A 24,500-nucleotide genomic window follows, 5' to 3' on the forward strand; every position below is an offset into this window, starting at 1 on the left:
TCGTCTTTCGCGAGCAAGCTCGCTCCTACAGGAGAGAAGCGAGTTGCCTTTAGTGCTGCAGGATTTTCTCAAGGAAGTGCTGCGCACGTTCGGAGCGGGCGCTGATGTCGCCGAAGAATTCTTCTTTCGGGCAGTCTTCGATGATCTTGCCGGCGTCCATGAAGATCACGCGGTCGGCCACTTTGCGCGCAAAGCCCATTTCGTGGGTCACGCACATCATGGTCATGCCTTCGTGGGCCAGTTGCACCATCACGTCGAGCACTTCGTTGACCATTTCCGGGTCCAGCGCCGAGGTCGGCTCGTCGAACAGCATGACGATCGGGTCCATGGCCAGGGCGCGGGCGATCGCCACACGTTGCTGCTGGCCACCGGACAGTTGCCCCGGGTGCTTGTGGGCATGGGCCGACAGGCCTACGCGCTCAAGCAGTTGCAGGCCCTTCTGGGTGGCTTCTTCCTTGCTGCGACCAAGCACCTTGATCTGCGCGATGGTCAGGTTTTCGGTAATGGTCAGGTGCGGGAACAACTCGAAGTGCTGGAACACCATGCCCACGCGCGAGCGCAGTTTCGGCAGGTTGGTCTTCGGGTCGGCAATCGAGGTGCCGTCCACGACAACGTCGCCCTTCTGGAACGGTTCCAGCGCGTTGACGCACTTGATCAGCGTGGATTTGCCCGAGCCGGACGGCCCGCACACCACGATCACTTCGCCTTTTTTAACCTCGGTGCTGCAGTCGGTCAGCACCTGGAAGTCGCCATACCACTTGTTGATGTTCTTGATAGAGATCATACGGCAAACCTTTTTTGCAGACGCTTGACCAGCAGCGAGGCGGAAAAGCTGATGATGAAGTAGACGACACCGGCGAAGATCAGGAACTCATTGGAGCGGCCGATGATGTCGCCGTTGGAGCGGGCGGAGTTGAGGAAGTCCACCAGGCCCACGGTGTAGACCAGCGAGGTGTCCTGGAACAGGATGATCGACTGTTGCAGCAGCAACGGCGTCATCTTGCGGAACGCCTGGGGCAGGATGATCAGGCGCATGGTCTGGCCGTAGGTCATGCCCATCGCCTGAGCGGCAGCCATCTGTCCCTTGGGGATCGACTGCACGCCGGCCCGCACGATTTCACAGAAGTACGCCGCCTCGAACATCATGAACGCCACGACGCACGAAGTGAACGCGCCGATCGGCGTATCTTCGCCGGTGATCCAGCGCAGCACGAAGGGCACCGCCAGGTAGAACCAGGTGATGACCAGCAGCAGCGGGATCGAACGGAAGTAGTTCACATAGGCGCCGGCCACGCGGGACAGCAGCTTGCTGGACGACAGGCGCATCAGCGCCAGGATCGTGCCCAGGATGATGCCGCCGACCACGCCCATGACCATCAATTGCAGGGTCATGACCATGCCGTTCCACAGGCCCGGGATCGCGGGGATGATGCCGCTGAAATCGAAGTCCATTATTTACCCCCCACGGAGATCAGGCCGGGCACTGCGACTTTCTTCTCGACCACGCGCATCAGCAGCATCAGGCTCATGTTCAGGGTGAAGTAGATCAGCGTGGCCAGGGTGAAGGCTTCAAACAGGTTGGCCGAAAACTCGGCGGTCTGCTTGGTTTGTGCCAGCAGTTCCATCAAGCCGATCAGGGACGCCACGGAGGAGTTCTTGAACACGTTGAGGAATTCGGAGGTAAGCGGCGGAATGATGATGCGGTAGGCCTGGGGCAGCAGCACGTTCCAGTAGATCTGCGGCAGCTTGAAGCCCATGGCGCGGGCTGCGGCTTCCTGGCCACGGGGCAGCGCCTGGATGCCGGTGCGCACTTGCTCACACACACGGGCGGCGGTGAACAGGCCCAGGCACACGACGACGCTCAGGTAGGCCGAGGTGGTCGGGTTGAGGTCTTGCTTGTACCAGTCCTGCAGGTTCTGCGGCAGCAGGTCGGGTACCAGGAAGTACCAGATAAACAGCTGAACCAGCAGCGGCACGTTTCGAAACAGTTCCACGTAGCAGGTCGCGATGCCCGCTACGAGGCGGTTTGGCACGGTGCGCATGACTCCCAGAATGGAGCCCAGCAGCAAGGCGACAATCCATGCCACGACAGCGATGGCGATGGTCCAGCCCAGGCCGGCGATGTACCAGTCGAGATAAGTCTCGCTGCCAACGCCAGTGGACTTGAAGAACACGCTCCAGTCCCAGTTGTAATTCATTAGGGTCTCCCCCGAAATCGATCGATGTACAAGCACCCGCTTGGGGAATGCCATTTCCCACCTGACGTTGAACGCCAGGCACACACGATCGGCTCGAAAACCGCCAGGTCGAGTGTTCCAAGTTAAAGCCAGCAGGTAGTAACAGACGCCTGAGGGAGGGGTGGCTCCCTCAGGCGATAAGCTTAGTCAGGTATCAGATTTTTACTTCTGGCGCTGGTTTGTCGCTTGGGTTGGCGATCAGCTCCTTGACCTTGTCGCTCATCGGGAAGTTGAGGTTCAGGCCTTTCGGTGGGATCGGGCTTTCGAACCATTTGGCGTAGATCTTGTTGATTTCGCCGGACTTGTACAGGCTGACAATGGCGTCATCCACGGCTTTCTTGAAGTCCGGGTCGCCTTTGCGAACCATGCAGGCATAGGCTTCGAAGGACTGCGGAGTACCGGTGATGACCCAGTCGTCCGGCTTCTTGGCCTTGGCTTCTTCACCGGCCAGCAGGGCGTCGTCCATCATGAACGCTACGGCGCGGCCGCTTTCGAGCATCTGGAAGGATTCGCCATGGTCTTTGGCGGAGATGACGTTCATGCCCATCTGCTTGTCGGCGTTCATCGCCTTGATGATGCGCTCGGACGTGGTGCCGGCGGTGGTCACGACGTTCTTGCCCTTCAGGTCGGCAAAGTCGGCGTAGGACGGCTTGCCTTCCTTGTCTTTCTTGACCAGCAGGCGGGTGCCGATTTCGAAGATGTTGGTGGTGAAGTCAACTTGCTGGGCGCGTTCGGCGTTGTTGGTGGTGGAACCGCACTCAAGGTCCGCAGTGCCGTTCTGGATCAGCGGAATGCGGGTTTGCGAGGTCACCAGGTTGTACTTGACCTTCAGGTCTGGCTTGTTCAGGTCCTTCTTCAGGGCTTCAACGACGGCCAGCTGAATGTCGTGGGAGTAGCCGACAGGCTTGCCCGAACCATCGGCAATGTAGGAAAACGGGATGGAGCTGTCGCGGTGAGCGAGAGTAATAGTGCCGGAGTCGTTGATTTTCTTCAGCGTGCCGGTGAGTTCGGCGGCGAAAACTGGAGTGCTGATCAGAGCAGCAGCGATAGCTGCGCCCAGGATATGGGGAACGATGCGCATCAATACTTCCTCGACATTTGTTTTTTTTATGAAGCCAGCTAAACGGCTCTCTTGTACAGCGAATGCCTTGACGGCTCCTGAGGCGTCTCGGGCAATCGTCAGGAAGTGTAGAGCATGAGTCGTGCCATACCGAAAACAAAAGCTTAACGTATTGAATTACATGGAAATTAACTTTGTGTGACAGTGGCTGTCTGCATCGCAGGTACGGCTAACCGAATAGAGAGGAGGTATAACGTTCGGAAAACCGAATGTCACACCCGCGGACGGTAGGAGCGAGCTTGCTCGCGAAAAACGCAAAAGCGCCGCGGTTATTCTGGATAAACGCGGCGCTCTCGGGTTTTTCGCGAGCAAGCTCGCTCCTACAGTGTCGGGAGGGGGTCAGGCCGCTTCGATCTTGCTGCGGTTCTGTTCAACCCGGGACAGGTAGCGTTGCAGGTTGTCCTGTTCCGCCGCCGTGGTGAACAGGCCCAGCTTGGTACGGCGCCACAGCACGTCCTGAGGCTGCGTCACCCATTCTTCAGCGCACAGGTAATCGACTTCGCGGGTGTAGAGCCCGCCTCCCAGGTGCTCACCCAGGTCGGCCTGGGTCTGCACACCTTCCAGCAGGCGCCAGGTGCGGCTGCCGTAGGTGGTCGACCAGCGACGGGCGATTTCGCCTGGCAGCCAGTCGAACTTGCTGCGAATGGCCTCGGCCAGGGCTTCTGGCGTGGTCATGTCTTCGCCGCCGGGCAGGCTGGCCTTGGCGGTCCAGCTAGGGCGCATTTGCGTGAAGTACGGCGCCAGTTGCGCCATGGCCGATTCAGCCAGCTTGCGATACGTGGTCAGCTTGCCGCCGAACACCGACAGGATCGGTGCCTCGCCGGCGGCGCCGGACAGCGACAGGGTGTAGTCGCGGGTAATGGCCGACGGGTTATCCGATTCGTCGTTGCACAACGGACGTACGCCCGAATAGGTGTGGACGATGTCGTCACGGCTCAGCTGTTTCTTGAAGTGTGCATTGACCACCTTGAGCATGTAGTCGGTTTCACCTTCGGTGATAGCCACTTTCGCCGGATCGCCGGTGTATTCACGGTCGGTGGTGCCGATGATGGTCAGGTGATTCAGGTACGGAATCGTGAAGACGATGCGCTGGTCTTCGTTCTGCAGAATGTGCGCATGCGCCCCGTCGTAGAGTTTCGGCACGATCAGGTGGCTGCCCTGGATCAGGCGGATACCGTAAGGCGAATCCAGCTTCAGATCCTCCTTGATGAACTTGGCGACCCACGGGCCTGCGGCGTTTACCAGTGCACGGGCGCGGATCGAGAACAGGCTGCCATCGGCGCGCTCCATGTTCATTTCCCAAAGCCCGTTGCTGCGGTGTGCACTGATGCAGCGGGTCTGGGTGTGGATATGGGCGCCTTTCTCGCGTGCGGCCATGGCATTGAGCACCACCAGGCGGGCGTCGTCGACCCAGCAGTCGGAGTATTCGAAGCCTTTGGTGATTTCGCTTTTCAGCGGGCTGTCGGCGCCGAACTTGAGGCTTTTGGAACCGGCCAGTTTCTCGCGCTTGCCCAAGTGGTCATACAGGAACAGGCCGGCACGAATCATCCAGGCCGGGCGCAGGTGCGGACGGTGCGGCAGCACGAAGCGCATCTGCTTGACGATGTGCGGCGCCTTCGCCAGCAGCACTTCGCGCTCGGCCAGGGCCTCGCGTACCAGACGGAACTCGTAGTGCTCCAGGTAGCGCAAGCCACCGTGGATCAGTTTGCTGCTGGCTGAGGAGGTGTGGCTGGCCAGGTCGTCCTTTTCACAAAGGAATACCGACAAACCGCGACCGGCTGCGTCTGCTGCAATGCCGACGCCATTGATCCCGCCGCCGATAACGGCGACATCATAGACTTCGGCAAGCGGTGGGGCAGGCAAGGTAGAAGGGTTCATCGGCTTGGCCTCGCGATCTTTTCGTATTGGAATTCGAACATTAATGTTCATTTGCGAAAATGGTAGCTGATAAATGCGGGCACAGCCAGCCGACTTCGATTGAAAAAACTCATCGAAGGGCGGGGAAAGGAAAATTTGTGAACATGAGCCTGGGTTTGGCTGAAGAAAGAGGGGGTTGGATAAATCGTCATCGGGGGCAAGCCCCCTCCCACACTTGGATGTGCGACGCCATTGAAATGTGGGAGGGGCTTGCCCCCGATGGGGACCGGCCAGGCGCTAAACGACTTCCAGACGAACCTTATGTTCATTCAACACCTGCACCAGCGCGGGCACCGGCTGCTGATCGGTGACCAGGCAGTCCACCAGGCTGATCGGGCCCAAGCGAATCATGGCATTGCGCCCGAATTTGCTGGAGTCCGCCGCCAGGATCACTTGCCGCGCATTGGCGATAATCGCCTGGGAGACCCGCACTTCCTGATAGTCGAAGTCGAGCAGGCTGCCGTCTTCATCGATGCCGCTGATACCCACCAGCGCAAAGTCGACCTTGAACTGGTTGATGAAATCGACGCTGGCCTGGCCAACCACACCGCCGTCACGCCGCACATTGCCGCCGGTCAGCAAGACATCGAAGTCGTCCTTGGCACTGAGCATGGTGGCGACGTTGAGGTTGTTGGTGATGATTTTCAGGTGATGGTGATTGAGCAACGCGCGGGCGATGGATTCGGTGGTGGTGCCGATATTGATGAACAACGACGCGTGATCGGGAATCTGCGCCGCGATGGCTTCGCCGATACGCTGCTTTTCATCGCGCATCTGGTCGGCACGCATGGCGTACGCGGTGTTCTCGACGCTGGAGTCATAGGCTGCGCCGCCGTGGTAGCGGCGCAGCAGATTGGCGTCCGCCAGTTGGTTGATATCGCGGCGGATGGTTTGCGGGGTGACAACGAACAACTGCGCCATTTCCTCGATACTGACGTAGCCGCGTTCGCGGACCAGTTCGAGGATTTGTTGTTGGCGGGGAGGCAGATTCATGGGGCGTCCTTTGGGCTGCCATACAAAAGTGGCCCATGATGACGCAGGAATCCGCTCCCTGCCAGTTACAACCTGCGGTCGGCTTATTCAGCGCCTTCGTGCGGCTCCCAGTCACGGGTGCGGCTGACCGCTTTTTGCCAGCCGGCGTAGAGCTTCTCCTTGGCGCCCTCATCCAGTTGCGGTTCGAACTCGCGCTCGATGACCGCCTTGCCGCGCAACTCATCCAGGCTGCCCCAGAAGCCGCACGCCAGGCCGGCCAGGTAGGCCGCGCCCAGTGCGGTGGTCTCGCGCATTTGCGGGCGCTCGACCTGGGTGCCGAGGATGTCGGCCTGGAACTGCATGAGGAAGTTGTTGGCCACCGCACCGCCGTCCACGCGCAGGGCCTTGAGGCGTTCGCCGGAGTCCTGCTGCATGGCGTCGAGCACGTCGCGGGTCTGGTAGGCAATCGACTCCAGGGCAGCACGAATGATGTGATCCACGCGTACGCCACGAGTCAGGCCGAACAGTGCGCCACGGGCGTACGGGTCCCAGTACGGCGCGCCCAGGCCGGTGAACGCGGGCACCAGGTACACGCCGTTGCTGTCCTTGACCTTGCCGGCGAAGTATTCGGTGTCGGTGGCATCGGCGATGATCTTCAGCTCGTCACGCAACCACTGTACGGTGGAGCCGCCGTTGAATACCGCACCTTCCAGGGCATACGCCACTTCGCCACGGGGGCCGCAGGCGATGGTGGTGAGCATGCCGTGCCTGGATTTCACCGCTTTGTCGCCGGTGTTCATCAGCAGGAAGCAACCGGTGCCGTAGGTGTTCTTGGCCTGGCCGGCTTCGACGCACATCTGGCCGAACAGGGCAGCCTGTTGGTCACCCGCGATGCCGCCGATGGCGATGCCGCTTTTGGTACGGCCGTAGATTTCCGACGACGACTTCACTTGCGGCAGCATTTCGCGCGGTACGTCGAGGATCTCCAGCATCTTCGCATCCCACTCCAGCGTGTGGATGTTGAAGAGCATGGTGCGCGAGGCGTTGGTGTAGTCGGTGACGTGGGTCTTGCCGCCGGTAAATTTCCAGATCAGCCAGCTGTCGATGGTGCCGAACAGCAGTTCGCCGTTACGCGCACGCTCTCGGCTGCCTTCGACGTTGTCGAGGATCCACTTGAGCTTGGTGCCGGAGAAGTACGGGTCGGTGACCAGGCCGGTGGTGTCATTGATGTACTGCTCGTGGCCGTCGCGTTTGAGCTGCTGGCAGATCTCGGTGCTGCGGCGGCATTGCCAGACGATCGCGTTGTAGATCGGGCGGCCGGTGACTTTGTCCCACACGACGGTGGTTTCACGCTGGTTGGTGATGCCGATGGCGGCGACCTGATCATGGTGCAGGCCGGCCTGCGCCAGCGCTTCGACCATCACCGCGCTCTGGGTCGCGAAAATTTCCATCGGGTCATGCTCGACCCAGCCCGCTTGCGGGTAATGCTGGGTGAATTCACGCTGGGCGGTGCAGACCACGTTGGCGTCGCGATCGAAGATGATCGCCCGGGAACTGGTGGTGCCCTGATCAAGGGCAATGATGTAGTTCTTATTCTGAAGGTCGGTCATGTCAATTGCCTTGGACGAAATAAGGAAGTCAGAAATCAGCCGGGGTCACGAAGGGCAGGGACCCTGGCTGGCGCTTTCAGGAAATACGGGTCTTGCCGTTGACAGCCGTGTCAGTTGTTTCAGCTATAGCAGGTGCGGCGCTCGGCAGATGACGGGCAATCAGCCCGCGATACGCGGCAGCGCCGAGGCATGCGCCGACAATCGGCGCGAAAATCGGTACCAGGAAGTAGGGAATATCGCGGCCGCCAGTGAAGGCCATTTCACCCCAGCCGGCGAAAAAGGTCATCAGCTTGGGCCCGAAATCCCGCGCCGGGTTCATCGCAAAGCCGGTCAGCGGGCCCATGGCGCTGCCAATCACCGCGATCAGCAGGCCGATCAGCAGCGGAGCCAACGGGCCACGTGGCAGGCCATTGTTATCGTCCGTCAGGGCCATGATCACGCCCATCAGGATCGCGGTGATGACCATTTCCACCAGGAACGCCTGGGCCGTGCTCAGCAGCGCATGGGGATAGGTGGAAAACACCGAGGCCAATTCCAGGCTGGCCTGGGAGCCACGCACCATATGGTGAGTTTGTTCGTAATCGAAAAAAAGATTGCTGTAGAGCGTGTACACCAGTGCGGCGGAACAGAAGGCCCCGGCGATTTGGGCGAGGATATAGAAGGGCAGTTTGCGCTTTTCGAAATCGGCGAAAATGCACAGGGCGATACTCACCGCCGGATTGAGGTGAGCCCCGGAAATACCGGCACTCAGGTAGATCGCCATGCTGACGCCGACGCCCCAGATAATGCTGATTTCCCACAAGCCAAAGCTGGCACCCGCGACCTTGAGCGCAGCGACGCATCCGGTACCGAAGAAGATCAGCAGCGCAGTGCCGAGGAATTCGGCCATGCATTGGCTCGAAAGTGAGGGCTGTTGAAGAGCAGTTGTCATGGAAAACCTCAGTTGTTGTTCTTGTCTGGCGCACTGCCTCAACGGACGGTTGCGCGATTTTCACCGTGGCGAGGATCCCCATCCTGGTCACGGCTTACTGCTCGAGTACTGGGGAGTTATTCCTACAGCATTCGGAAACGAAAAAATATAGACAAGAATGACCGCTGTCAAAGGTCGAAAGTGAACGGTTGGTCATTTAAGAACTATTGGTGTGGTGAATGATCATCGAATCAGTCAGCCGTGTATGCGCTTGAGCGACTGTACTAGAGCGTTTTGCGCAGGCTTGGCCTAGAATCGACGGTCAGTTTGATCTTTCGGAGCCCACATGACGCCTGCCTTGGACCTGTTGAAAAAAGTTCGCGCCGAACATCGTATCCACAGTTATGAACATGATCCCAAGGCGGCGTCGTACGGCCTGGAGGCCGCGGAAAAATTGGGCCTCGACCCGGCGCAGGTGTTCAAGACGTTGCTGGCCAGCAGTGAGAAGGGTGAATTGCTGGTGGCGGTGGTGCCGGTCGTCGGAAGTCTTGATCTCAAAGCCCTGGCGAATGCGGCAGGCGTCAAGAAAGTCGAAATGGCTGACCCGGCGGCCGCGCAGCGTTCCACCGGGTATCTATTGGGCGGTATCAGCCCCTTGGGGCAAAAGAAGCGTTTGCGCACGTTCATCGATGTGAGCGCGGAGCCGTTTGCGACGATTTTTGTCAGTGCTGGCCGGCGCGGGCTGGAAGTTGAGCTGCCGGCCGATGTGTTGGCTGAGCATACCCAAGCCAGGTTCGCGCCGATTGGCCGGGCTTGATGGGCTCGCCCTAATGCCAGTAGGAGCGAGCTTGCTCGCGAAAAACGTCAACGATAACGCGTGCTTCCTGAATGAACGCGGTGCCTGTGAGTTTTTCGCGAGCAAGCTCGCTCCTACAGGTTTAACCCGGTTTCTTCAGGTCGCTGCTTACGCCTGGAACAGCACCAGATGCTCGGCAGCCACTCGAATGCCCACATCCGCGCCGACCTGCTGATCGACATGGCTGGGAAAAATCGACTCCAGCTGCGCGCCGGTCGCAAGTTGCAGGCGGTATAGCGTTGACGCGCCGAGGAAGGTCTTGCCGACAATCCGCGCTTTCAGCGCACTGTCCGGCGCGTAGACGATGTCATCCGGTCGCAGCAATACATCCACCGCGCCACCGGTCTGCCAGGTATAGGCACGGTTGCCACGCAGCTCGCCCAGCTCGGTGCTGACGGACTCGGGCGAGCTCAACTGGCCGCGAATGAAATAGCCCTGGCCGATAAAGCTGGCCACATAAGGCGTCTGCGGCTCGTGATAGAGGTTGTAGGGCGTATCCCATTGTTCAAGACGACCCTCCTTGAAAACGCCCACATGGTCGCTGACGGCAAAGGCTTCCTCTTGATCATGGGTGACCAGGATCGCACTGGTGCCGCGCGCCTTGAGAATGTCGCGCACTTCATGGCTGAGCTTGCGCCGCAGTTCGCCATCCAGATTGGAAAACGGTTCGTCCAGCAGCAGCAATTGCGGTTCCGGCGCCAGGGCGCGGGCGAGGGCGACGCGTTGTTGCTGGCCACCGGAAAGCTCGTGGGGGAAGCGTTTGCCCAGGTTTTTGAGGTTGACCAGTTCCAGCAACTCGACGACCACACGCTCTTTGTGCGGGTGCTTGCGGATGCCGAAGGCGATGTTGTCGGCCACGCTCAGATGAGGAAACAACGCGTAATCCTGGAACACCATGCCGATACGACGTTTCTCCGGTGCCAGCGTGAAACCGGCACTGGAGATCACTTCGCCCGCCAGGCTGATTTCGCCTTCGTGCACCGGCTCGAACCCGGCAATGGCACGCAGGGTGGTGGTCTTGCCGCAGCCCGAGGAGCCGAGCAGGCAGCCGATGTCGCCCGCGTTGAGGTGCAGGTTGAGGTTCTGCACCACCCGTTGATCTTGATAGCCGCATGCCAGGTTGCGCAGGCTCAGCAGTAATGGCTGGCTCATGCGTGGTGGTACGACGGCGGCACGAGGAATTCGAGCAGGGCCTTTTGCGCATGCAGGCGGTTTTCGGCCTGGTCCCAGGCGACCGAGCGCGGATCGTCGAGCAGGTCCAGGCTGATTTCCTCGCCACGGTGGGCGGGCAGGCAGTGCATGAACAACACGTCCGGCGCGGCCAGGTCGAGCAGGGCACGGGTCACCTGGAATGGCGCGAACAGGGCCAGGCGCCTGGCGGTTTCGTCTTCCTGGCCCATGGAGGTCCAAACGTCGGTGCTGACCAGATGGGCGCCGACCACCGCGTCTTTCGGATCGCGCAGCAGTTGCACACGGCCATCGGCCTTGGCCATGAACTCGGCGCTGGGTTCGTAACCCTCGGGGCAGGCGATGCGCAGGTGGAAGTCGAACTGGATGGCCGCTTCTATATAGCTGTTGCACATATTGTTGCCGTCGCCGACCCAGGCCACGGTCTTGCCCTGGATCGAGCCGCGGTGTTCGAGGAAGGTTTGCATGTCGGCCAGCAACTGGCACGGGTGCAGGTCATCGGACAGGCCGTTGATCACCGGCACGCGCGAGTTGGCGGCAAATTCGGTCAGGGTGCTGTGGGCGAAGGTACGGATCATCACGGCGTCGAGCATGCGCGACATCACGATGGCGCAATCGCTGATCGGCTCGCCACGGCCCAATTGGGTATCGCGTGGCGACAGGAAGATAGCCTGACCACCCAGCTGAATCATGCCGGCTTCGAAGGACAGGCGGGTGCGGGTCGAGGACTTCTCGAAAATCATCCCGAGCACGCGATTTTTCAAAGGCTCAAACAGTACGCCGCGGTTACGCAGGTCTTTAAGCTCAATGCCTCGACGGATCACGCTGACCAGCTCTTCGGGCGTGCAATCCATCAGGGAGAGAAAGTGCCTTGCGCTCATCATTAACTACCTTTTTGCAACAGACCGCAGATACTCAAAGCCTTGTTTATTGTGACAACGGGCGAGACCTGCGGCGAAAGCCGCACGGGGCGACGAAATAGGGGAAGGCGCGATATTGACATTAAATGTCGCGTCTTACCAATAGGAGGCTTATTTTTAGGGGCTCTAGCCAGACGCCTTTGGTGCGATGGGCCACAACCGGGCCAATTTGTACACGCTCAGCTTGTTCAGTTCGGCCCAGTCGGATGCGCAGTTGATCCACTTCGCGTAGGTCGAGAGCAACATTTGTACACTGTGACCAAGCTGGTTTGCAATGAACGCGGTATTCATGTTCGCCATCAAGCACATCGTGGCGTGGCATTGCGGCGAACGCCGGTCGACTCCCATTCTATGGCTGATACCACTGGACGCAGGCATCAGTAACGACAGCGGTAAGGTACGGATTGTGTGATAGCACCTATCAACTGAACCGCGCACGAAACTTGGCAAGTGGTATCAGGGGCGCGCCACCATCGTCGGATACGCAAGCGGTAACTCTTAGGAGGCCGGTTCCGCAAACGACAACAGGCGTGCCATTTTCAACGAATATCACTTTCCCGGCTGTTCGATTCTCTATCTGCACATCGTCCAACTCTTCAGCTGCAAGGATGCGAGCCGGGACACCATCTACCCGGCAGAACGCGCCGCGATAGGGGTTGCCGACTGCATCGATCATGCGTCGAATTCGTCTGGCCGACTGGGTCCAGTCAATTTGATAATCCTCGTCGTCTCGCCACAGGCTATAGCTCGCCTCGCTATGGTCCTGTGCTTTAGCCTTCAATGGCTCTCCACTGGACAACGCTTCCAGCACCGCCAGACCTGAATGCAGGTAGCATTCGTTTACAGCTGTGATCGCCTCAGCAATGGTGATCGGGTAGCGGATAGGCACGGATGTCTGATGGATGATGTCGCCACGATCATATTCGCTGGCGCCGAAGATTGCCGACACCCCGATCCTGCTTTCTCCGTTGATCAGCGCATTGACCAATGGCGCAAACCCTCGGTATTTCGGGAGCAGGGAGTCATGGAAAACGATCAGCTTCTGTGCTGGGTGATCTATTAGCCATCGCCAAGATATGGCCATGGCGTATTCAGTGGAGAGTCCTTGAAAGTCTTTGCGCTGGGTGTGTTTGACGCCAGCTCTATCGCATACACCGGCGATTTCAGCGGAGTAATCGTTGGTGAGTGCCGAATCTTGTCCGATGACCACCTCGGCGATAATACTTTTGAACTGGGAAACAGCCTGTTCGGTAAAAGCCAGCCCTTTTTCAGTCATGACAAACAGGGTCAGCATTGGTGTAAGAGTTGTGGCTATCATTGCAATCCTTCCACGGGGATAGGGTAGGCGGCGAAGATAGCCACAATTTTTAGCATTGGCAAAGTTAGTTGCGTTCGTTCGTTTCGGCAGGACGCCGTAGATACCTGGGCCAATTCTTGGGCCAGGGATGAATTTTGATAGGGGGGATGGGTGGGGTGCGACGGGGGATTGGCTCGAAAGCCTTCTGCGTCGCAAGCAGCGCAAGGCAATGTGCAGGGGCGCCTGTGGGAAGTTTCTGAAACATTTGCTCACGCTTAGCCATGCCCTTGCCTATAGCCGTCGATTCACCGCGCGAACGTTGCTGGCGCACCGCGCAGGCGCGGCCCATAGTTGAACAAAGCCCTTATAAAAGAGACTGGCCATGACCAAGACTCTCCATCACCGTGCCTGCCACCTGTGCGAAGCCATCTGCGGCCTGACTCTGGAAACCACCCGAGACGACGACGGCGACCTGTCGATCACCTCAATCAAGGGTGACCCGCTGGACACCTTCAGTCGCGGGCACATCTGTCCCAAAGCCGTGGCATTGCAGGATATCCAGAATGATCCGGACCGCCTGCACCAGCCCATGTTGCGCGTGGGCAGCGAGTGGCAACCGATCCCGTGGGAAGACGCGTTTGCGCTGGTCGCCGAACGCCTTGCGGGCATCCAGGCCAGGCATGGGCAGAATGCGGTGGCGGTGTATCAAGGCAACCCCAGCGTGCACAACTACGGGCTGATGACCCACAGCAACTACTTTCTTGGCCTGCTGAAAACTCGTAACCGGTACTCCGCAACCTCGGTGGACCAACTGCCCCATCACCTCTCCAGTCACCTGATGTACGGCCATGGCCTGTTGCTGCCCATTCCGGACATTGACCACACCGACTTCATGCTGATCCTGGGCGGTAACCCGCTCGCCTCCAATGGCAGCATCATGACCGTGCCCGATGTTGAGAAACGTCTCAAGGCGATTCAGGCCCGGGGCGGAAAAGTGGTGGTCGTCGACCCGCGACGCAGTGAAACGGCGGCGATTGCCGATCAGCATCTGTTCGTGCGCCCCGGCGGCGATGCGGCCTTGTTATTCGGGCTGCTCAACACGCTTTTTGCAGAAGGGTTGACCCGCGACAGCCATTTGCCGGTTGAGGGGCTGCAAAGTGTGCGCCAGGCGATCGCCGGGTTTACCGCCGAGGCCATGAGCCGTCAGTGCGCGGTGCCTGCCGAGCAGATCCGCCAGTTGGCGCGTGACTTCGCCGCAGCGGACAAGGCTGTGTGTTATGGGCGTATGGGCGTCTCGACCCAGGCATTCGGCACGCTGTGTCATTGGCTGGTGCAGTTGATCAATCTGGTCACCGGCAATCTGGACCGCGTGGGCGGCGCCTTGTGTACCACGCCGGCGGTGGACCTGGTGGCGTCGACCGGAGGCGGGCATTTCAACCGCTGGCAAAGCCGCGTATCCGGGCGACCTGAATACGGCGGCGAGCTGCCGGTGTCTGCCTTGGCCGAGGAAATGCTCACCGAAGGTGAAGGGCAAATCCGCGCCCTGGTGACGGTGGCCGGCAACCCGGTATTGTCGACGCCCAACGGCCGTCAGTTGGAGCAGGCACTGGAGGGGTTGGAGTTCATGGTCAGCGTCGATCTCTACATCAACGAGACCACGCGCTATGCCGACCTGATCCTGCCGTCCACATCGGCATTGGAGAACGATCACTACGACACCACTTTCAATATGTTCGCGGTGCGCAATGTCACGCGCTTCAACCGCGCGATCCTGCCCAAGCCTGACGGTGCGCTGCACGACTGGGAAATCTTCGTCGGCCTGGCCAAGGCGTTTGCGGCGCATACCGGCGTGGTGCTCAAACCGACGATTCCGCCCGCGCAGATGATCGACTTTGGACTGCGCGCCGGGACTTACGGCGATGCCTCTGCGCACAAGCTGTCAGTGGCGATGCTGGCCGATCATCCCCATGGTGTTGACCTGGGGCCGCTCAAGCCCAACCTGGCCGAGCGGCTGAAAACCGTCGACGGCAAGGTGCAGGCGGCGCCGGTGGTGATCCTGGCTGACCTGGCGCGCTTTGCCGCGCATCCGCAACCGGTGGCTGACGAACTGCTGCTGATTGGCCGTCGCCATGTGCGCAGTAACAATTCCTGGATGCATAACTATCACCGGCTGGTGAAGGGCAAGCCGCGCCATCAACTGTTGATGCACCCCGACGACCTGGCCAGTCGGCAATTGAGCGACGGTCAGCGGGTGCGGGTCAGTTCGCGCATCGGCATGGTCGAAATCGAGGTGGTAGCCAGCACCGACATGATGCCTGGCGTGGTCAGCCTGCCCCACGGTTGGGGGCACGGGCGCCCGGGTGTGCAGATGAGCATCGCCAGCGGCCAGCCCGGGGCGAGTGCCAACGACTTGACCGACGAGCGGCAATTGGACGAGCTGTCGGGCAATGCGGCGCTCAACGGCGTACCGGTGAGCGTTTCGGCAGCTTGAGGTTGGCTGTCGGCGCGCCCGAGCATCCTGCAGGTTTTTTGCGTTACAATGCGCCACCGTGCCGACCCGTGAGTCGCAAAGTTCCTGCAGAGGTGTTCCATGGATATCATCGAAACGATCAAAGAGCAGATTGCCAACAACACCATTCTGCTTTACATGAAAGGCGCGCCCAACGCTCCCCAGTGCGGTTTTTCCGCGAAGGCTTCCCAGGCTGTGATGCAGTGTGGCGAGAAGTTTGCCTACGTGGATATCCTGCAAAACCCTGAAATCCGCGCGAACCTGCCAAAGTACGCCAACTGGCCGACGTTCCCGCAGCTGTGGGTAGCCGGTGAGCTGGTCGGTGGTAGCGACATCATCACTGAAATGGCAGCTGATGGCTCGTTGCAGGCGCTGATCAAAGACGCAGCAGCAAACGCGGCAGCCAAGACCGACGCTTGATTGGCTTGCAATAAAAAGCCCCGCTTCTCGTGAGAGAGCGGGGCTTTTTTGTACCTGAACGCTTGGGGTTATTCGCCCATCTGCGATTGCAGGTAGTTTTCCAGGCTGACTTTGTCGATCAGGCCCAGTTGGGTTTCCAGCCAGTCGATGTGTTCTTCCTGGTCTTCAAGGATATCTTCCAGCAATTCGCGGCTGCCATAGTCGCCCGTGGCTTCGCAGTGAGCGATGGCGGCCTTGAGGTCGCTGTGGCTCTTGCGTTCAAAGCCCAGGTCGCTGCTGATCATTTCCTGGGTGTGCTCGCCGATATTCAGCTTGCCCAGGTCCTGCACATTCGGCAGGCCTTCCAGGAACAGGATACGTTTGATCAGCGCATCGGCGTCCTTCATGGCCTTGATCGATTCTTTGTATTCGCGCTTGCCCAGCTTTTCCAGGCCCCAATCGTCGTACATGCGTGCATGCAGAAAGTACTGATTGATCGCGACCAGTTCATTGGCAAGGATTTTGTTGAGTTGCTGGATGACTGAGATGTCGCCTTTCATGACTGGGGTCCTGCCCTGTAATAGCTGTGTATGGGCGGAGTTTGAGCGGCGACAATCCCGGTGTCAAACCTAAGTTATTGAATAATAAATGAAAATTAATCGGAATAAGAATGTTTGTGTTCCGCGTCTTGACGCTAACTAATTGAATTGCAGGCATAAAAAAACCGGACACAGGGTCCGGTTCTTTAAAACACGCCTATTTAAGCGTGCGTAAATTCTACTGAATACGGTGCCGCAGCCTGAGCTGTCTGCAACTGCGTAAGGGTTTCCCGCACCACTTGCTTGGCGAGGCATGCGCATTTTCCACACTGGCTGGCAACGCCGGTGGTTTCACGCACTTCCTTGTAGCTGCAGCAACCTTCATAGATTGCTTCGCGGATTTGTCCGTCGGTGACGCCAGTACAGAGGCACACATACATAAGGAGAACCGTCGCGGGTTTAGGGCTTAAGTGCGATGGATCTTAATGTTAACGAGAATGATTGTCAAAATAGTTTCGTCGACTGTCCCTTGGGTATTGCCTGCGCGCTGACGAACGGTTTTTTCGGTGTATGATGGTCGGTCTTCACGAAGCGTGACCGCGTCACAGGTCTGTCGCCAATACACGGCAGACTCGACGCTGGTCCTGTTACTTCAATCGTCACCCCTTCATCAGGAGATATCCAATGAGCGTACTCGTCGGCAAACAAGCCCCGGATTTCGACGTACCTGCCGTCCTCGGCAATGGCGAAATCGTAGACAGCTTCAAACTGTCTGAAGCCATCAAAGGCAAATACGGCCTGGTGTTCTTCTACCCGCTGGACTTCACCTTCGTCTGCCCATCCGAGCTGATCGCTCTGGATCACCGCATGGACGATTTCAAGGCACGCAACGTTGAAGTGGTCGCCGTTTCCATCGACTCCCACTTCACCCACAATGCCTGGCGCAACACGGCCATCAACGATGGCGGCATCGGTAAAGTCAAATACACCATGGCTGCCGATATGAAGCACGATATCGCCAAGGCCTACGACGTCGAGTCCGAAGGCGGTGTGGCTTTCCGTGGCGCGTTCCTGATCGACGACAAGGGCGTTGTGCGTTCGCAGATCATCAACGACCTGCCGCTGGGCCGTAACATGGAAGAGCTGATTCGCCTGGTCGACGCGCTGCAGTTCCACGAAGAGCACGGCGAAGTCTGCCCTGCCAACTGGAAAAAAGGCGACAAAGGCATGACCGCTTCCACCGAAGGTGTGGCGGCTTACCTGACCGAGAACGCCGGCAAGCTGTAAGCCGGATTCAAGGTAGAAAAAAACCGGCCTGTGAGGGCCGGTTTTTTTATGGGCGGGGCGGTGCGACGATTCGACTTGCGCGTGATTGCGCTGTATCAGCCCATAAATACGTCACTGAAACGCCGCAAGCCCTAAACCCATGTAGGAGCGAGCTTGCTCGCGAAAACCTCACAGGCACCGCGTTCATTCAGCAAGCACGCGTTATCGTTGACGTTTTTCGCGAGCAAGCTCGCTCCTACAGACCTGGCGGGACGAGTCTCAGTCGCTGAAGTCTTCCCAGCCACCCATCTGTTTCCAGCGATTGACGATGCCGCAGAACAGCTCGGCGGTCTTTTCGGTGTCGTAGCGCGCCGAATGAGCTTCGCGGCCGTCAAAGTCGATGCCGGCTGCCTGGCAGGCTTTCGCCAGCACGGTCTGACCATAGGCCAGGCCGGCGAGCGTGGCGGTGTCGAAGCTGGAGAACGGATGAAACGGGTTGCGTTTCATGTCCAGCCGCGCCACGGCGGCGTTCAGGAAGCCCAGGTCGAAACTGCTGTTGTGCCCCACCAGGATCGCGCGCTTGCAGCCGTTGGCCTTCAGCGCCTTGCGTACGCCACGGAAGATGTCGGTCAGCGCCGCTTCTTCACTCACCGCCATGCGCAGCGGGTGATCGAGCTTGATGCCGGTGAACTCCAGCGCCGCCGCTTCGATGTTGGCCCCTTCAAACGGCTCGACGCGGAAGAAGTGGGTGTGGTCCGGGTACACGAAGCCCTGCTCGTCCATGCCGATGGTGGTCGCGGCAATTTCCAGCAACGCGTCGGTGGCGCAATTGAAACCGCCGGTTTCTACATCGATAACGACAGGCAGGTAGCCGCGGAAACGCTCGGCCATCGGGTGGCGCGAACCGCCGCCACCGCCGTGTTCCTGGTCTTCATCGTAATGGTCTTCACTCACTTGCTTTCCTCCAGCAGGCGCCAGCGCAGTGTTTCACCGGCGCGCAGCGGGATAACGGTCAGCTCGCCAAACGGCAGGCTGGCGGGGGCGGTCCAGTCTTCACGAACCAGGGTGATGCGGTCGGTATTGGCCGGCAGGCCATAGAAGCGCGGGCCGTTGAGGCTGGCGAAACCTTCAAGCTTGTCCAGGGCGTTGCGTTGTTCGAACGCTTCAGCGTACAGCTCGATGGCGGCAAACGCGGTGTAGCATCCCGCGCAACCGCAGGCGGCTTCCTTGGCGTGCTGGGCGTGGGGCGCGGAATCGGTGCCGAGGAAGAACTTCGGGTTGCCGCTGGTCGCGGCATCCAGCAACGCCACCTGGTGGGTATTGCGCTTGAGGATCGGCAGGCAATAGAAGTGCGGCCGAATACCGCCCACTAACATGTGGTTGCGGTTGTACAACAGGTGGTGTGCGGTGATGGTCGCGCCGACGTTGGCCGACGCCTCGGTGACGAACTGCACGGCGTCTGCGGTGGTGATGTGTTCGAACACCACCTTGAGGGTCGGGAACAGCTCGACCACGCGGCGCATATGTTCGTCGATGAAGATCTTTTCGCGATCGAACACGTCGACATCGCCACGGGTGACCTCACCGTGGATCAGCAGCGGCATGCCCACGTCGGCCATGGCTTCGATGGCCGGCAGGATCTTGTCGATGCTGGTCACGCCGGAGTCGGAGTTGGTGGTCGCGCCGGCCGGGTACAGCTTGGCGGCGTGCACGAAACCGCTGGCCTTGGCCTCGCGAATCTCCGAAGGCTGGGTGCGGTCGGTGAGGTAGAGCACCATCAGCGGTTCGAAGCGGCTGCCGGCCGGTCGTGCAGCGAGGATACGCTGGCGATAGGCATCGGCTTGCTCGGCGTTACGCACCGGAGGTACCAGGTTAGGCATGATGATGGCGCGGCCAAAGGTTCGCGCGACATCGGCCACGGTGTGGGGTAACACAGCACCATCACGAAGATGTATATGCCAGTCGTCGGGACGCAGCAGGGTCAGGCGGTCGGACATTGGGGATTCCAGGCGGGTCAATCTGGTGGGAATGCTACCGGAAAAGACTCGTGCAGGCACTCGCTATCAAGTTTTGCAGGATGCAACCGATAGCACTGGGTATGCCTTAACGATGTATGACGCCTTGAAGTGTTGTAGAAACCAGTGGAGCCTCCCGTGCGCCAGCATTATCTAGCCCTGCTCAGTGTGTTCGCCAGCCTGCCCGCGATGGCCCTCACGTTCCAGACACGCCTGGAGAATATTGAGTGGAAAGTGGAGGGCGATCAGTTCGAGTGCCGCCTGACCCAGCCGATCACCGATTTCGGTTCGGGTGAGTTTGTGCGCCGGGCGGGCGAGCAGGCGACCTTTCGCCTGAAAGCCTACAGTGGTTCGCTCGGTGCCGGCTCCGCCACGTTGCTGGCCGCCGCCGCGCCCTGGCAACCGGGCCGCGGCGACATCAACCTCGGTGCGGTACGCGTCGGCAGTGGTGATGTGCTGTTTAACAGCTCTCAGGCCCAGGCCGGGCGTCTGTTCACCGGTTTGCTCGAAGGCCGCAGCCCGACCGTGCGGCACTACGGACGCGAAGGCGGTTATTCGGAAATTCGCCTGCTGCCGGTGAAATTCTCCAAGGCCTACAACGACTATCAGTTGTGTACTACCAAGCTGTTGCCGATGAACTACGATCAGGTTAAACAGACGGAAGTCGGTTTCCCCGGTGGTGGCATCGAACTGGATGCAGCGGCCCGGAAGAAACTGTCGGTCATTGTCGCGTTCATGAAAGCCGACCCTACGGTCAACCATATCGAGCTGAACGGCCATTCGGATAACAGCGGCAACCGCCTGACCAACCGTGATGTCTCACGACGCCGTGCCTTGGCGGTAGTGGACTACTTCAAGGCCAACGGCATCCCTGAATCCCAGATCACGATGCGTTTCCATGGTGAAAGCTACCCCTTGGCGCCCAACACCAATGCCGCCAACCGAGCGCGCAACCGGCGGGTCAACGTGCAGCTCGAACGCGTGGCGGCGCCCGAGAAACCGGCACCCCAGGCCGCAACTCCGAGCAACCCTGCTGCGACCTCGTAAGGCGCGGTCATCGGTCGCTCGTTCGACATAATCTGTCGCTTTATCTTCATTTGCTGTCGCGCCCCTGTAAATTCGCGGTTTTGATCGGTAGAATCGTTGCCTTTCCGTACAACCCCGTGGAGTGATGGCATGGCCGACGTAAACAAGGTCGTTCTCGCGTATTCCGGCGGCCTGGACACTTCGGTGATCCTCAAGTGGCTGCAGGATACTTATAACTGTGAAGTGGTGACATTCACCGCTGACCTGGGTCAGGGCGAAGAGGTCGAACCTGCACGTGCCAAGGCGCAAGCCATGGGCGTGAAAGAGATCTACATTGACGACCTGCGCGAAGAGTTCGTCCGCGATTTCGTTTATCCGATGTTTCGCGCCAATACCGTCTATGAAGGCGAGTACCTGCTCGGCACCTCCATTGCACGTCCGCTGATCGCCAAGCGCCTGATCGAAATCGCCAACGAAACCGGCGCCGATGCCATTTCCCATGGCGCCACCGGCAAGGGCAACGACCAGGTGCGTTTCGAACTGGGCGCCTACGCCCTCAAGCCCGGCGTGAAAGTGATTGCGCCCTGGCGTGAATGGGACCTGCTGTCCCGTGAAAAGCTGATGGATTACGCTGAAAAGCACGCGATCCCGATCGAGCGTCACGGCAAGAAGAAGTCCCCGTACTCGATGGATGCCAACTTGCTGCACATTTCCTATGAAGGCGGCGTGCTGGAAGACACCTGGACCGAGCACGAAGAAGACATGTGGAAATGGACCGTCTCCCCGGAGAATGCTCCAGACAAGCCGCAGTATCTGGAACTGACCTACCGCAACGGCGACATCGTCGCGCTGGATGGTGTCGAGATGACACCCGCCACCGTGCTGGCGACCCTGAACCGCATCGGGGGCGAACACGGCATCGGTCGTCTCGACATCGTCGAGAACCGTTACGTCGGCATGAAGTCCCGTGGCTGCTACGAAACACCGGGCGGCACCATCATGTTGCGTGCTCACCGCGCCATCGAGTCCATCACCCTGGACCGTGAAGTGGCCCACCTCAAAGATGAGCTGATGCCCAAGTACGCCAGCCTGATCTATACCGGCTATTGGTGGAGCCCTGAGCGCCTGATGCTGCAGCAGATGATCGACGCCTCCCAGGCCCACGTGAACGGCGTGGTGCGCCTGAAGCTGTACAAGGGCAATGTGATCGTGACCGGTCGCAAGTCCGATGAGTCACTGTTTGACGCCAACATCGCGACCTTCGAGGAAGATGGCGGTGCCTACAACCAGGCGGACGCGGCCGGCTTCATCAAGTTGAACGCCTTGCGCATGCGCATCGCGGCCAACAAGGGACGCAAGTTGTTCTGAGTGTTTTGCCTGTTGTGAGAAAGCCCCTTATGCAAGGGGCTTTTTTTTGCCCTGAATATACCCATACAAACATTAATCAGGCGTGGGCAACGTTTAAAAATGTTTGGTATGTGTTTAAGCGTTTTATTCAAGTCTTTCGAGATTTTTTCAGCTCCAGAAATCCACTCTTCTGCGGAAAGGTTTTTTACATCTAGACAGGAACCATGTCTTACAGAAAATTCACTCATATAGGCGCAAAGGATCTGTAATTTGTGGAATTTTCTGTAGGAAAATTGGATGTATATAAATATGTTAAATGGAACTGAAGCTGACGGGTTTTTTTCAGCCCTTTGTATAAGCCGCAACGGTAAGCAAGGGGTATTTCCTGAGAGCGCTGTGCGCAACGTTTACGGCATAGGCCTCGGGATGAGGATATTTCACTCAAAATATGTACGAGCAGGGAAAGGTCTGAAGGGTTCCATAAAGCCCAATACACTAAAGTTGGCGAATTTTTGTAGGCTAATTCCTTTCTTGTTGTGGGTTGGGTCTCTGCCTGCTGTTGCTCGGGGGGGCACGCTATGCCAACTAGCAGGCGACTAGGCTATTGTGCTTTCTCTAAATAATTCGAACAGCGAAATTGGACTTTCTCATGAATAAAGTGCTGATCGTGGATGATCATCCCGTCATTCGGCTAGCTGTGCGCATGCTAATGGAGCGTCATGGTTATGAGGTTGTTGCCGAGACTGATAACGGTGTCGATGCGCTGCAACTTGCGCGGGAACATATGCCGGATATTGTCATATTGGATATTGGAATCCCCAAACTCGATGGCCTTGAAGTTATTTGCCGGCTGGCCTCGACCAAGCAAGCCGTGTCGTTCAAGGTGCTGGTGCTGACGTCCCAGGCACCTGGTCATTTTTCCATGCGTTGCATGCAGGCCGGTGCCGCCGGCTACGTGTGCAAGCAACAGGACCTGACCGAGTTGTTGAGCGCCATCAAGGCGGTGCTTTCCGGCTACAGCTACTTCCCGAACCAGGCGCTCAACTCGGTGCGGTCCACCATGGGCAACGCCAGTGAGGCTGACATGGTGGAACGTTTATCGGGGCGGGAGATGATGGTGCTGCAACAGCTGGCCCGTGGCAAAACCAACAAGGAGATTGCCGACGGTATGTTCCTGAGCAACAAGACCGTGAGCACCTATAAGACGCGCCTGCTGCTGAAGCTCAATGCCCGGTCACTCGTCGACCTGATAGAGCTGGCCCAGCGCAATGGCTTGGTGTGAGGAGGAGGGGGCGTTCACCCTTCTGACACCGCTGTAAAATCCGGCACAAAAAAAGCCTCCGTCAGGGAGGCTTCCGGCTGGCTGTCGGATGGTCAGAGGTCGAAGTCGTAATCGGCCAATTGTTTTTGCAAGCGTCGCTCTTCCAGGAGATTGTCGATAATCAGGCGTTTGCTCAAATTGGTCTTGGCCACCTCCGGGACGGGCGCTGGCGCGTCATCGTCTTCCAGCTCCACCGGTTCGTCATCTACTTCCAGTTGTTCTTTGCCAGTGCTCATAAGGTTCACTCCAGGCTAAGACTGCCATTGGCGCTCCTTATAGCGATAAACCACGGACGCGTAAAAAAGATTTTTTCAATCGATTCATAGGCAAAACCCGACAACCCTCAATCGTCGGAGGTCTTGTCCTTGTATTCACATAGATCTTCGATCCGGCAGCTGCCGCACCGAGGCTTGCGCGCCTGGCAAACATAGCGCCCGTGAAGAATCAGCCAGTGATGGGAATCGAGCAGATAGGGTTTGGGCACGAACTTCATCAGCTGTTTCTCGACCTCCACCACATTTTTTCCGCGAGCGATGCCGGTACGGTTGCTGACGCGAAAAATATGCGTATCCACCGCCATGGTGAGCTGCCGGAACGCCGTATTGAGTACGACGTTGGCGGTCTTGCGGCCCACGCCGGGTAATGCTTCGAGGGCTTCGCGGGTTTGCGGTACTTCGCTGGCGTGCAGCTCCATGAGCAGGCGGCACGTCTCGATCACGTTCTTGGCCTTGCTGTTGTACAAGCCGATGGTCTTGATGTACGCCGATAACCCTTCCAAACCCAGGGCGTAAATCGTCTCCGGCGTATTGGCCACCGGAAACAGCTTGGCCGTGGCCTTGTTGACGCCGACGTCCGTGGATTGGGCCGACAGGATCACGGCGATCAGCAGCTCGAACGGCGAGGAGTAGGCCAATTCGGTCTTGGGTTCCGGATTGTCTTCGTGAAACCTGCGGAAAATTTCCAGGCGTTTTGCAGCGTTCATAGGGAGGGACGTTTCCTTGCAGGCTATCGACTTAATTGTAGCAATACACAGCGCAGCGTCGGTTGTGGG

General features: G+C 58.8%; 24 protein-coding genes and 1 pseudogene. 7 read left to right on the forward strand and 18 right to left on the reverse strand.

The features are described 5' to 3' along the window. Positions 1-49: 49 nt before the first annotated feature. The 8 genes from BFQ00_RS20095 to BFQ00_RS20130 form a co-directional block, all read right to left on the reverse strand. A complete protein-coding gene (locus BFQ00_RS20095) occupies positions 50-784 on the reverse strand; it encodes an amino acid ABC transporter ATP-binding protein (RefSeq protein ID WP_065885987.1) in 735 nt (244 codons plus the stop codon). After that, on the reverse strand, positions 781-1,452 hold the full coding sequence (locus BFQ00_RS20100) for an amino acid ABC transporter permease (RefSeq protein WP_046071144.1): 672 nt from the start codon (positions 1,450-1,452) through the stop codon (positions 781-783). Before BFQ00_RS20100 ends, BFQ00_RS20095 begins: the two co-directional genes overlap by 4 nt. Next, positions 1,452-2,198: an amino acid ABC transporter permease gene (locus tag BFQ00_RS20105; RefSeq protein WP_065885988.1), complete on the reverse strand. Its 747-nt coding sequence runs from the start codon at positions 2,196-2,198 to the stop codon at positions 1,452-1,454. The genes BFQ00_RS20100 and BFQ00_RS20105 overlap by 1 nt, the downstream gene beginning before the upstream one ends. A gap of 193 nt (positions 2,199-2,391) precedes the next feature. Then, the gene (locus BFQ00_RS20110; RefSeq protein ID WP_065885989.1) at positions 2,392-3,318 is read right to left on the reverse strand and encodes a glutamate/aspartate ABC transporter substrate-binding protein; all 927 of its coding nucleotides are present in this window, start codon (positions 3,316-3,318) and stop codon (positions 2,392-2,394) included. 378 nt (positions 3,319-3,696) lie between these two features. Then, the gene (gene glpD, locus BFQ00_RS20115) at positions 3,697-5,235 is read right to left on the reverse strand and encodes a glycerol-3-phosphate dehydrogenase (RefSeq protein ID WP_065898210.1); all 1,539 of its coding nucleotides are present in this window, start codon (positions 5,233-5,235) and stop codon (positions 3,697-3,699) included. A 276-nt stretch (positions 5,236-5,511) separates the two neighbouring features. Beyond that, positions 5,512-6,267, reverse strand: a complete 756-nt coding sequence (locus BFQ00_RS20120) for a DeoR/GlpR family transcriptional regulator (RefSeq protein ID WP_057724781.1) — start codon at positions 6,265-6,267, stop codon at positions 5,512-5,514. An 83-nt stretch (positions 6,268-6,350) separates the two neighbouring features. After that, the gene (gene glpK, locus BFQ00_RS20125; protein WP_065934518.1) at positions 6,351-7,856 is read right to left on the reverse strand and encodes a glycerol kinase GlpK; all 1,506 of its coding nucleotides are present in this window, start codon (positions 7,854-7,856) and stop codon (positions 6,351-6,353) included. A 76-nt stretch (positions 7,857-7,932) separates the two neighbouring features. Continuing rightward, positions 7,933-8,787, reverse strand: a complete 855-nt coding sequence (locus BFQ00_RS20130; protein WP_065934519.1) for an MIP/aquaporin family protein — start codon at positions 8,785-8,787, stop codon at positions 7,933-7,935. A gap of 325 nt (positions 8,788-9,112) precedes the next feature. Here BFQ00_RS20130 and ybaK point away from each other — a divergent pair, with 325 nt between their 5' ends. Continuing rightward, on the forward strand, positions 9,113-9,583 hold the full coding sequence (gene ybaK, locus BFQ00_RS20135; RefSeq protein ID WP_065934520.1) for a Cys-tRNA(Pro) deacylase: 471 nt from the start codon (positions 9,113-9,115) through the stop codon (positions 9,581-9,583). Between the two features lie 147 nt (positions 9,584-9,730). On the opposite strand, the gene BFQ00_RS20140 is transcribed toward ybaK, so the two are convergent. The 4 genes and pseudogenes from BFQ00_RS20140 to BFQ00_RS20150 all read right to left on the reverse strand — a co-directional run bounded on the left by BFQ00_RS20140 (position 9,731) and on the right by BFQ00_RS20150 (position 13,048). Further along, positions 9,731-10,774 (reverse strand): ABC transporter ATP-binding protein, encoded by a 1,044-nt coding sequence (locus BFQ00_RS20140; protein WP_065934521.1) that lies wholly within the window; start codon positions 10,772-10,774, stop codon positions 9,731-9,733. Further along, on the reverse strand, positions 10,771-11,691 hold the full coding sequence (gene argF / locus BFQ00_RS20145) for an ornithine carbamoyltransferase (RefSeq protein WP_065885995.1): 921 nt from the start codon (positions 11,689-11,691) through the stop codon (positions 10,771-10,773). Before argF ends, BFQ00_RS20140 begins: the two co-directional genes overlap by 4 nt. 165 nt (positions 11,692-11,856) lie before the next feature. Beyond that, positions 11,857-12,048, reverse strand: a pseudogene (locus BFQ00_RS30125) (hypothetical protein); the annotation flags it as partial. A 103-nt stretch (positions 12,049-12,151) separates the two neighbouring features. After that, complete coding sequence (locus BFQ00_RS20150; RefSeq protein ID WP_083208059.1) at positions 12,152-13,048, reverse strand: methionyl-tRNA formyltransferase; 897 nt, start codon at positions 13,046-13,048, stop codon at positions 12,152-12,154. Between the two features lie 361 nt (positions 13,049-13,409). Between BFQ00_RS20150 and BFQ00_RS20155 the strand changes: the two genes are divergently transcribed. Then, positions 13,410-15,518, forward strand: coding sequence for a molybdopterin oxidoreductase family protein (locus tag BFQ00_RS20155; protein WP_065934522.1), 2,109 nt, complete (start codon positions 13,410-13,412; stop codon positions 15,516-15,518). Between the two features lie 99 nt (positions 15,519-15,617). Beyond that, a complete protein-coding gene (grxD, locus tag BFQ00_RS20160) occupies positions 15,618-15,956 on the forward strand; it encodes a Grx4 family monothiol glutaredoxin (RefSeq protein ID WP_027604591.1) in 339 nt (112 codons plus the stop codon). A gap of 68 nt (positions 15,957-16,024) precedes the next feature. Here grxD and bfr read toward each other — a convergent pair whose 3' ends face one another. Then, entirely contained in the window at positions 16,025-16,495 is a 471-nt protein-coding gene (bfr, locus tag BFQ00_RS20165) for a bacterioferritin (RefSeq protein ID WP_065891908.1), read from the reverse strand. Positions 16,496-16,695: 200 nt separating this feature from the next. Next, positions 16,696-16,914 (reverse strand): bacterioferritin-associated ferredoxin, encoded by a 219-nt coding sequence (locus BFQ00_RS28425; RefSeq protein ID WP_083203330.1) that lies wholly within the window; start codon positions 16,912-16,914, stop codon positions 16,696-16,698. 244 nt (positions 16,915-17,158) lie between these two features. Between BFQ00_RS28425 and BFQ00_RS20170 the strand changes: the two genes are divergently transcribed. After that, the gene (locus tag BFQ00_RS20170; protein ID WP_057724790.1) at positions 17,159-17,761 is read left to right on the forward strand and encodes a peroxiredoxin; all 603 of its coding nucleotides are present in this window, start codon (positions 17,159-17,161) and stop codon (positions 17,759-17,761) included. A 258-nt stretch (positions 17,762-18,019) separates the two neighbouring features. On the opposite strand, the gene rnt is transcribed toward BFQ00_RS20170, so the two are convergent. Together rnt and pyrC are read right to left on the reverse strand one after the other, a co-directional pair. Beyond that, entirely contained in the window at positions 18,020-18,694 is a 675-nt protein-coding gene (gene rnt / locus BFQ00_RS20175) for a ribonuclease T (protein ID WP_065885999.1), read from the reverse strand. Next, a complete protein-coding gene (gene pyrC, locus BFQ00_RS20180; RefSeq protein WP_065886000.1) occupies positions 18,691-19,737 on the reverse strand; it encodes a dihydroorotase in 1,047 nt (348 codons plus the stop codon). The genes rnt and pyrC overlap by 4 nt, the downstream gene beginning before the upstream one ends. A 156-nt stretch (positions 19,738-19,893) precedes the next feature. On the opposite strand from pyrC, the gene BFQ00_RS20185 reads away from it, so the two are divergent. The 3 genes from BFQ00_RS20185 to BFQ00_RS20195 all read left to right on the forward strand — a co-directional run bounded on the left by BFQ00_RS20185 (position 19,894) and on the right by BFQ00_RS20195 (position 23,410). Continuing rightward, positions 19,894-20,802 carry a flagellar protein MotY gene (locus tag BFQ00_RS20185; protein WP_065886001.1) on the forward strand — a complete coding sequence of 303 codons (909 nt, stop codon included), beginning with the start codon at positions 19,894-19,896 and terminating at the stop codon, positions 20,800-20,802. Positions 20,803-20,931: 129 nt separating this feature from the next. Continuing rightward, positions 20,932-22,149: an argininosuccinate synthase gene (locus BFQ00_RS20190; protein WP_065886002.1), complete on the forward strand. Its 1,218-nt coding sequence runs from the start codon at positions 20,932-20,934 to the stop codon at positions 22,147-22,149. Between the two features lie 628 nt (positions 22,150-22,777). After that, the gene (locus tag BFQ00_RS20195) at positions 22,778-23,410 is read left to right on the forward strand and encodes a response regulator transcription factor (RefSeq protein ID WP_003188986.1); all 633 of its coding nucleotides are present in this window, start codon (positions 22,778-22,780) and stop codon (positions 23,408-23,410) included. Positions 23,411-23,502: 92 nt separating this feature from the next. On the opposite strand, the gene BFQ00_RS20200 is transcribed toward BFQ00_RS20195, so the two are convergent. Together BFQ00_RS20200 and nth are read right to left on the reverse strand one after the other, a co-directional pair. After that, positions 23,503-23,685 (reverse strand): PA3496 family putative envelope integrity protein, encoded by a 183-nt coding sequence (locus BFQ00_RS20200; RefSeq protein ID WP_065886003.1) that lies wholly within the window; start codon positions 23,683-23,685, stop codon positions 23,503-23,505. Positions 23,686-23,792: 107 nt separating this feature from the next. Next, positions 23,793-24,431 carry an endonuclease III gene (gene nth, locus BFQ00_RS20205; RefSeq protein WP_065934523.1) on the reverse strand — a complete coding sequence of 213 codons (639 nt, stop codon included), beginning with the start codon at positions 24,429-24,431 and terminating at the stop codon, positions 23,793-23,795. Positions 24,432-24,500: the final 69 nt, after the last annotated feature.

The sequence above is a fragment of the Pseudomonas sp. 28 E 9 genome (assembly GCF_900004785.1).
Classification (GTDB): Bacteria; Pseudomonadota; Gammaproteobacteria; order Pseudomonadales; family Pseudomonadaceae; genus Aquipseudomonas; species Aquipseudomonas orientalis_A.

What these genes read in the sequence shown, in the direction of transcription:
- BFQ00_RS20120 (WP_057724781.1), bottom strand. Translation starts at nt 6,267, where the DNA reads ATGAATCTGCCTCCCCGCCAACAACAAATCCTCGAACTGGTCCGCGAA.
- glpK (WP_065934518.1), bottom strand. Translation starts at nt 7,856, where the DNA reads ATGACCGACCTTCAGAATAAGAACTACATCATTGCCCTTGATCAGGGC.
- pyrC (WP_065886000.1), bottom strand. Translation starts at nt 19,737, where the DNA reads ATGTCCGACCGCCTGACCCTGCTGCGTCCCGACGACTGGCATATACAT.
- argF (WP_065885995.1), bottom strand. Translation starts at nt 11,691, where the DNA reads ATGAGCGCAAGGCACTTTCTCTCCCTGATGGATTGCACGCCCGAAGAG.
- BFQ00_RS20130 (WP_065934519.1), bottom strand. Translation starts at nt 8,787, where the DNA reads ATGACAACTGCTCTTCAACAGCCCTCACTTTCGAGCCAATGCATGGCC.
- BFQ00_RS20110 (WP_065885989.1), bottom strand. Translation starts at nt 3,318, where the DNA reads ATGCGCATCGTTCCCCATATCCTGGGCGCAGCTATCGCTGCTGCTCTG.
- BFQ00_RS20200 (WP_065886003.1), bottom strand. Translation starts at nt 23,685, where the DNA reads ATGAGCACTGGCAAAGAACAACTGGAAGTAGATGACGAACCGGTGGAG.
- glpD (WP_065898210.1), bottom strand. Translation starts at nt 5,235, where the DNA reads ATGAACCCTTCTACCTTGCCTGCCCCACCGCTTGCCGAAGTCTATGAT.
- BFQ00_RS20155 (WP_065934522.1), top strand. Translation starts at nt 13,410, where the DNA reads ATGACCAAGACTCTCCATCACCGTGCCTGCCACCTGTGCGAAGCCATC.
- BFQ00_RS20095 (WP_065885987.1), bottom strand. Translation starts at nt 784, where the DNA reads ATGATCTCTATCAAGAACATCAACAAGTGGTATGGCGACTTCCAGGTG.
- BFQ00_RS20105 (WP_065885988.1), bottom strand. Translation starts at nt 2,198, where the DNA reads ATGAATTACAACTGGGACTGGAGCGTGTTCTTCAAGTCCACTGGCGTT.
- BFQ00_RS20140 (WP_065934521.1), bottom strand. Translation starts at nt 10,774, where the DNA reads ATGAGCCAGCCATTACTGCTGAGCCTGCGCAACCTGGCATGCGGCTAT.
- BFQ00_RS20150 (WP_083208059.1), bottom strand. Translation starts at nt 13,048, where the DNA reads ATGATAGCCACAACTCTTACACCAATGCTGACCCTGTTTGTCATGACT.
- BFQ00_RS20190 (WP_065886002.1), top strand. Translation starts at nt 20,932, where the DNA reads ATGGCCGACGTAAACAAGGTCGTTCTCGCGTATTCCGGCGGCCTGGAC.
- bfr (WP_065891908.1), bottom strand. Translation starts at nt 16,495, where the DNA reads ATGAAAGGCGACATCTCAGTCATCCAGCAACTCAACAAAATCCTTGCC.
- nth (WP_065934523.1), bottom strand. Translation starts at nt 24,431, where the DNA reads ATGAACGCTGCAAAACGCCTGGAAATTTTCCGCAGGTTTCACGAAGAC.
- ybaK (WP_065934520.1), top strand. Translation starts at nt 9,113, where the DNA reads ATGACGCCTGCCTTGGACCTGTTGAAAAAAGTTCGCGCCGAACATCGT.
- BFQ00_RS20170 (WP_057724790.1), top strand. Translation starts at nt 17,159, where the DNA reads ATGAGCGTACTCGTCGGCAAACAAGCCCCGGATTTCGACGTACCTGCC.
- grxD (WP_027604591.1), top strand. Translation starts at nt 15,618, where the DNA reads ATGGATATCATCGAAACGATCAAAGAGCAGATTGCCAACAACACCATT.
- BFQ00_RS28425 (WP_083203330.1), bottom strand. Translation starts at nt 16,914, where the DNA reads ATGTATGTGTGCCTCTGTACTGGCGTCACCGACGGACAAATCCGCGAA.
- BFQ00_RS20195 (WP_003188986.1), top strand. Translation starts at nt 22,778, where the DNA reads ATGAATAAAGTGCTGATCGTGGATGATCATCCCGTCATTCGGCTAGCT.
- BFQ00_RS20100 (WP_046071144.1), bottom strand. Translation starts at nt 1,452, where the DNA reads ATGGACTTCGATTTCAGCGGCATCATCCCCGCGATCCCGGGCCTGTGG.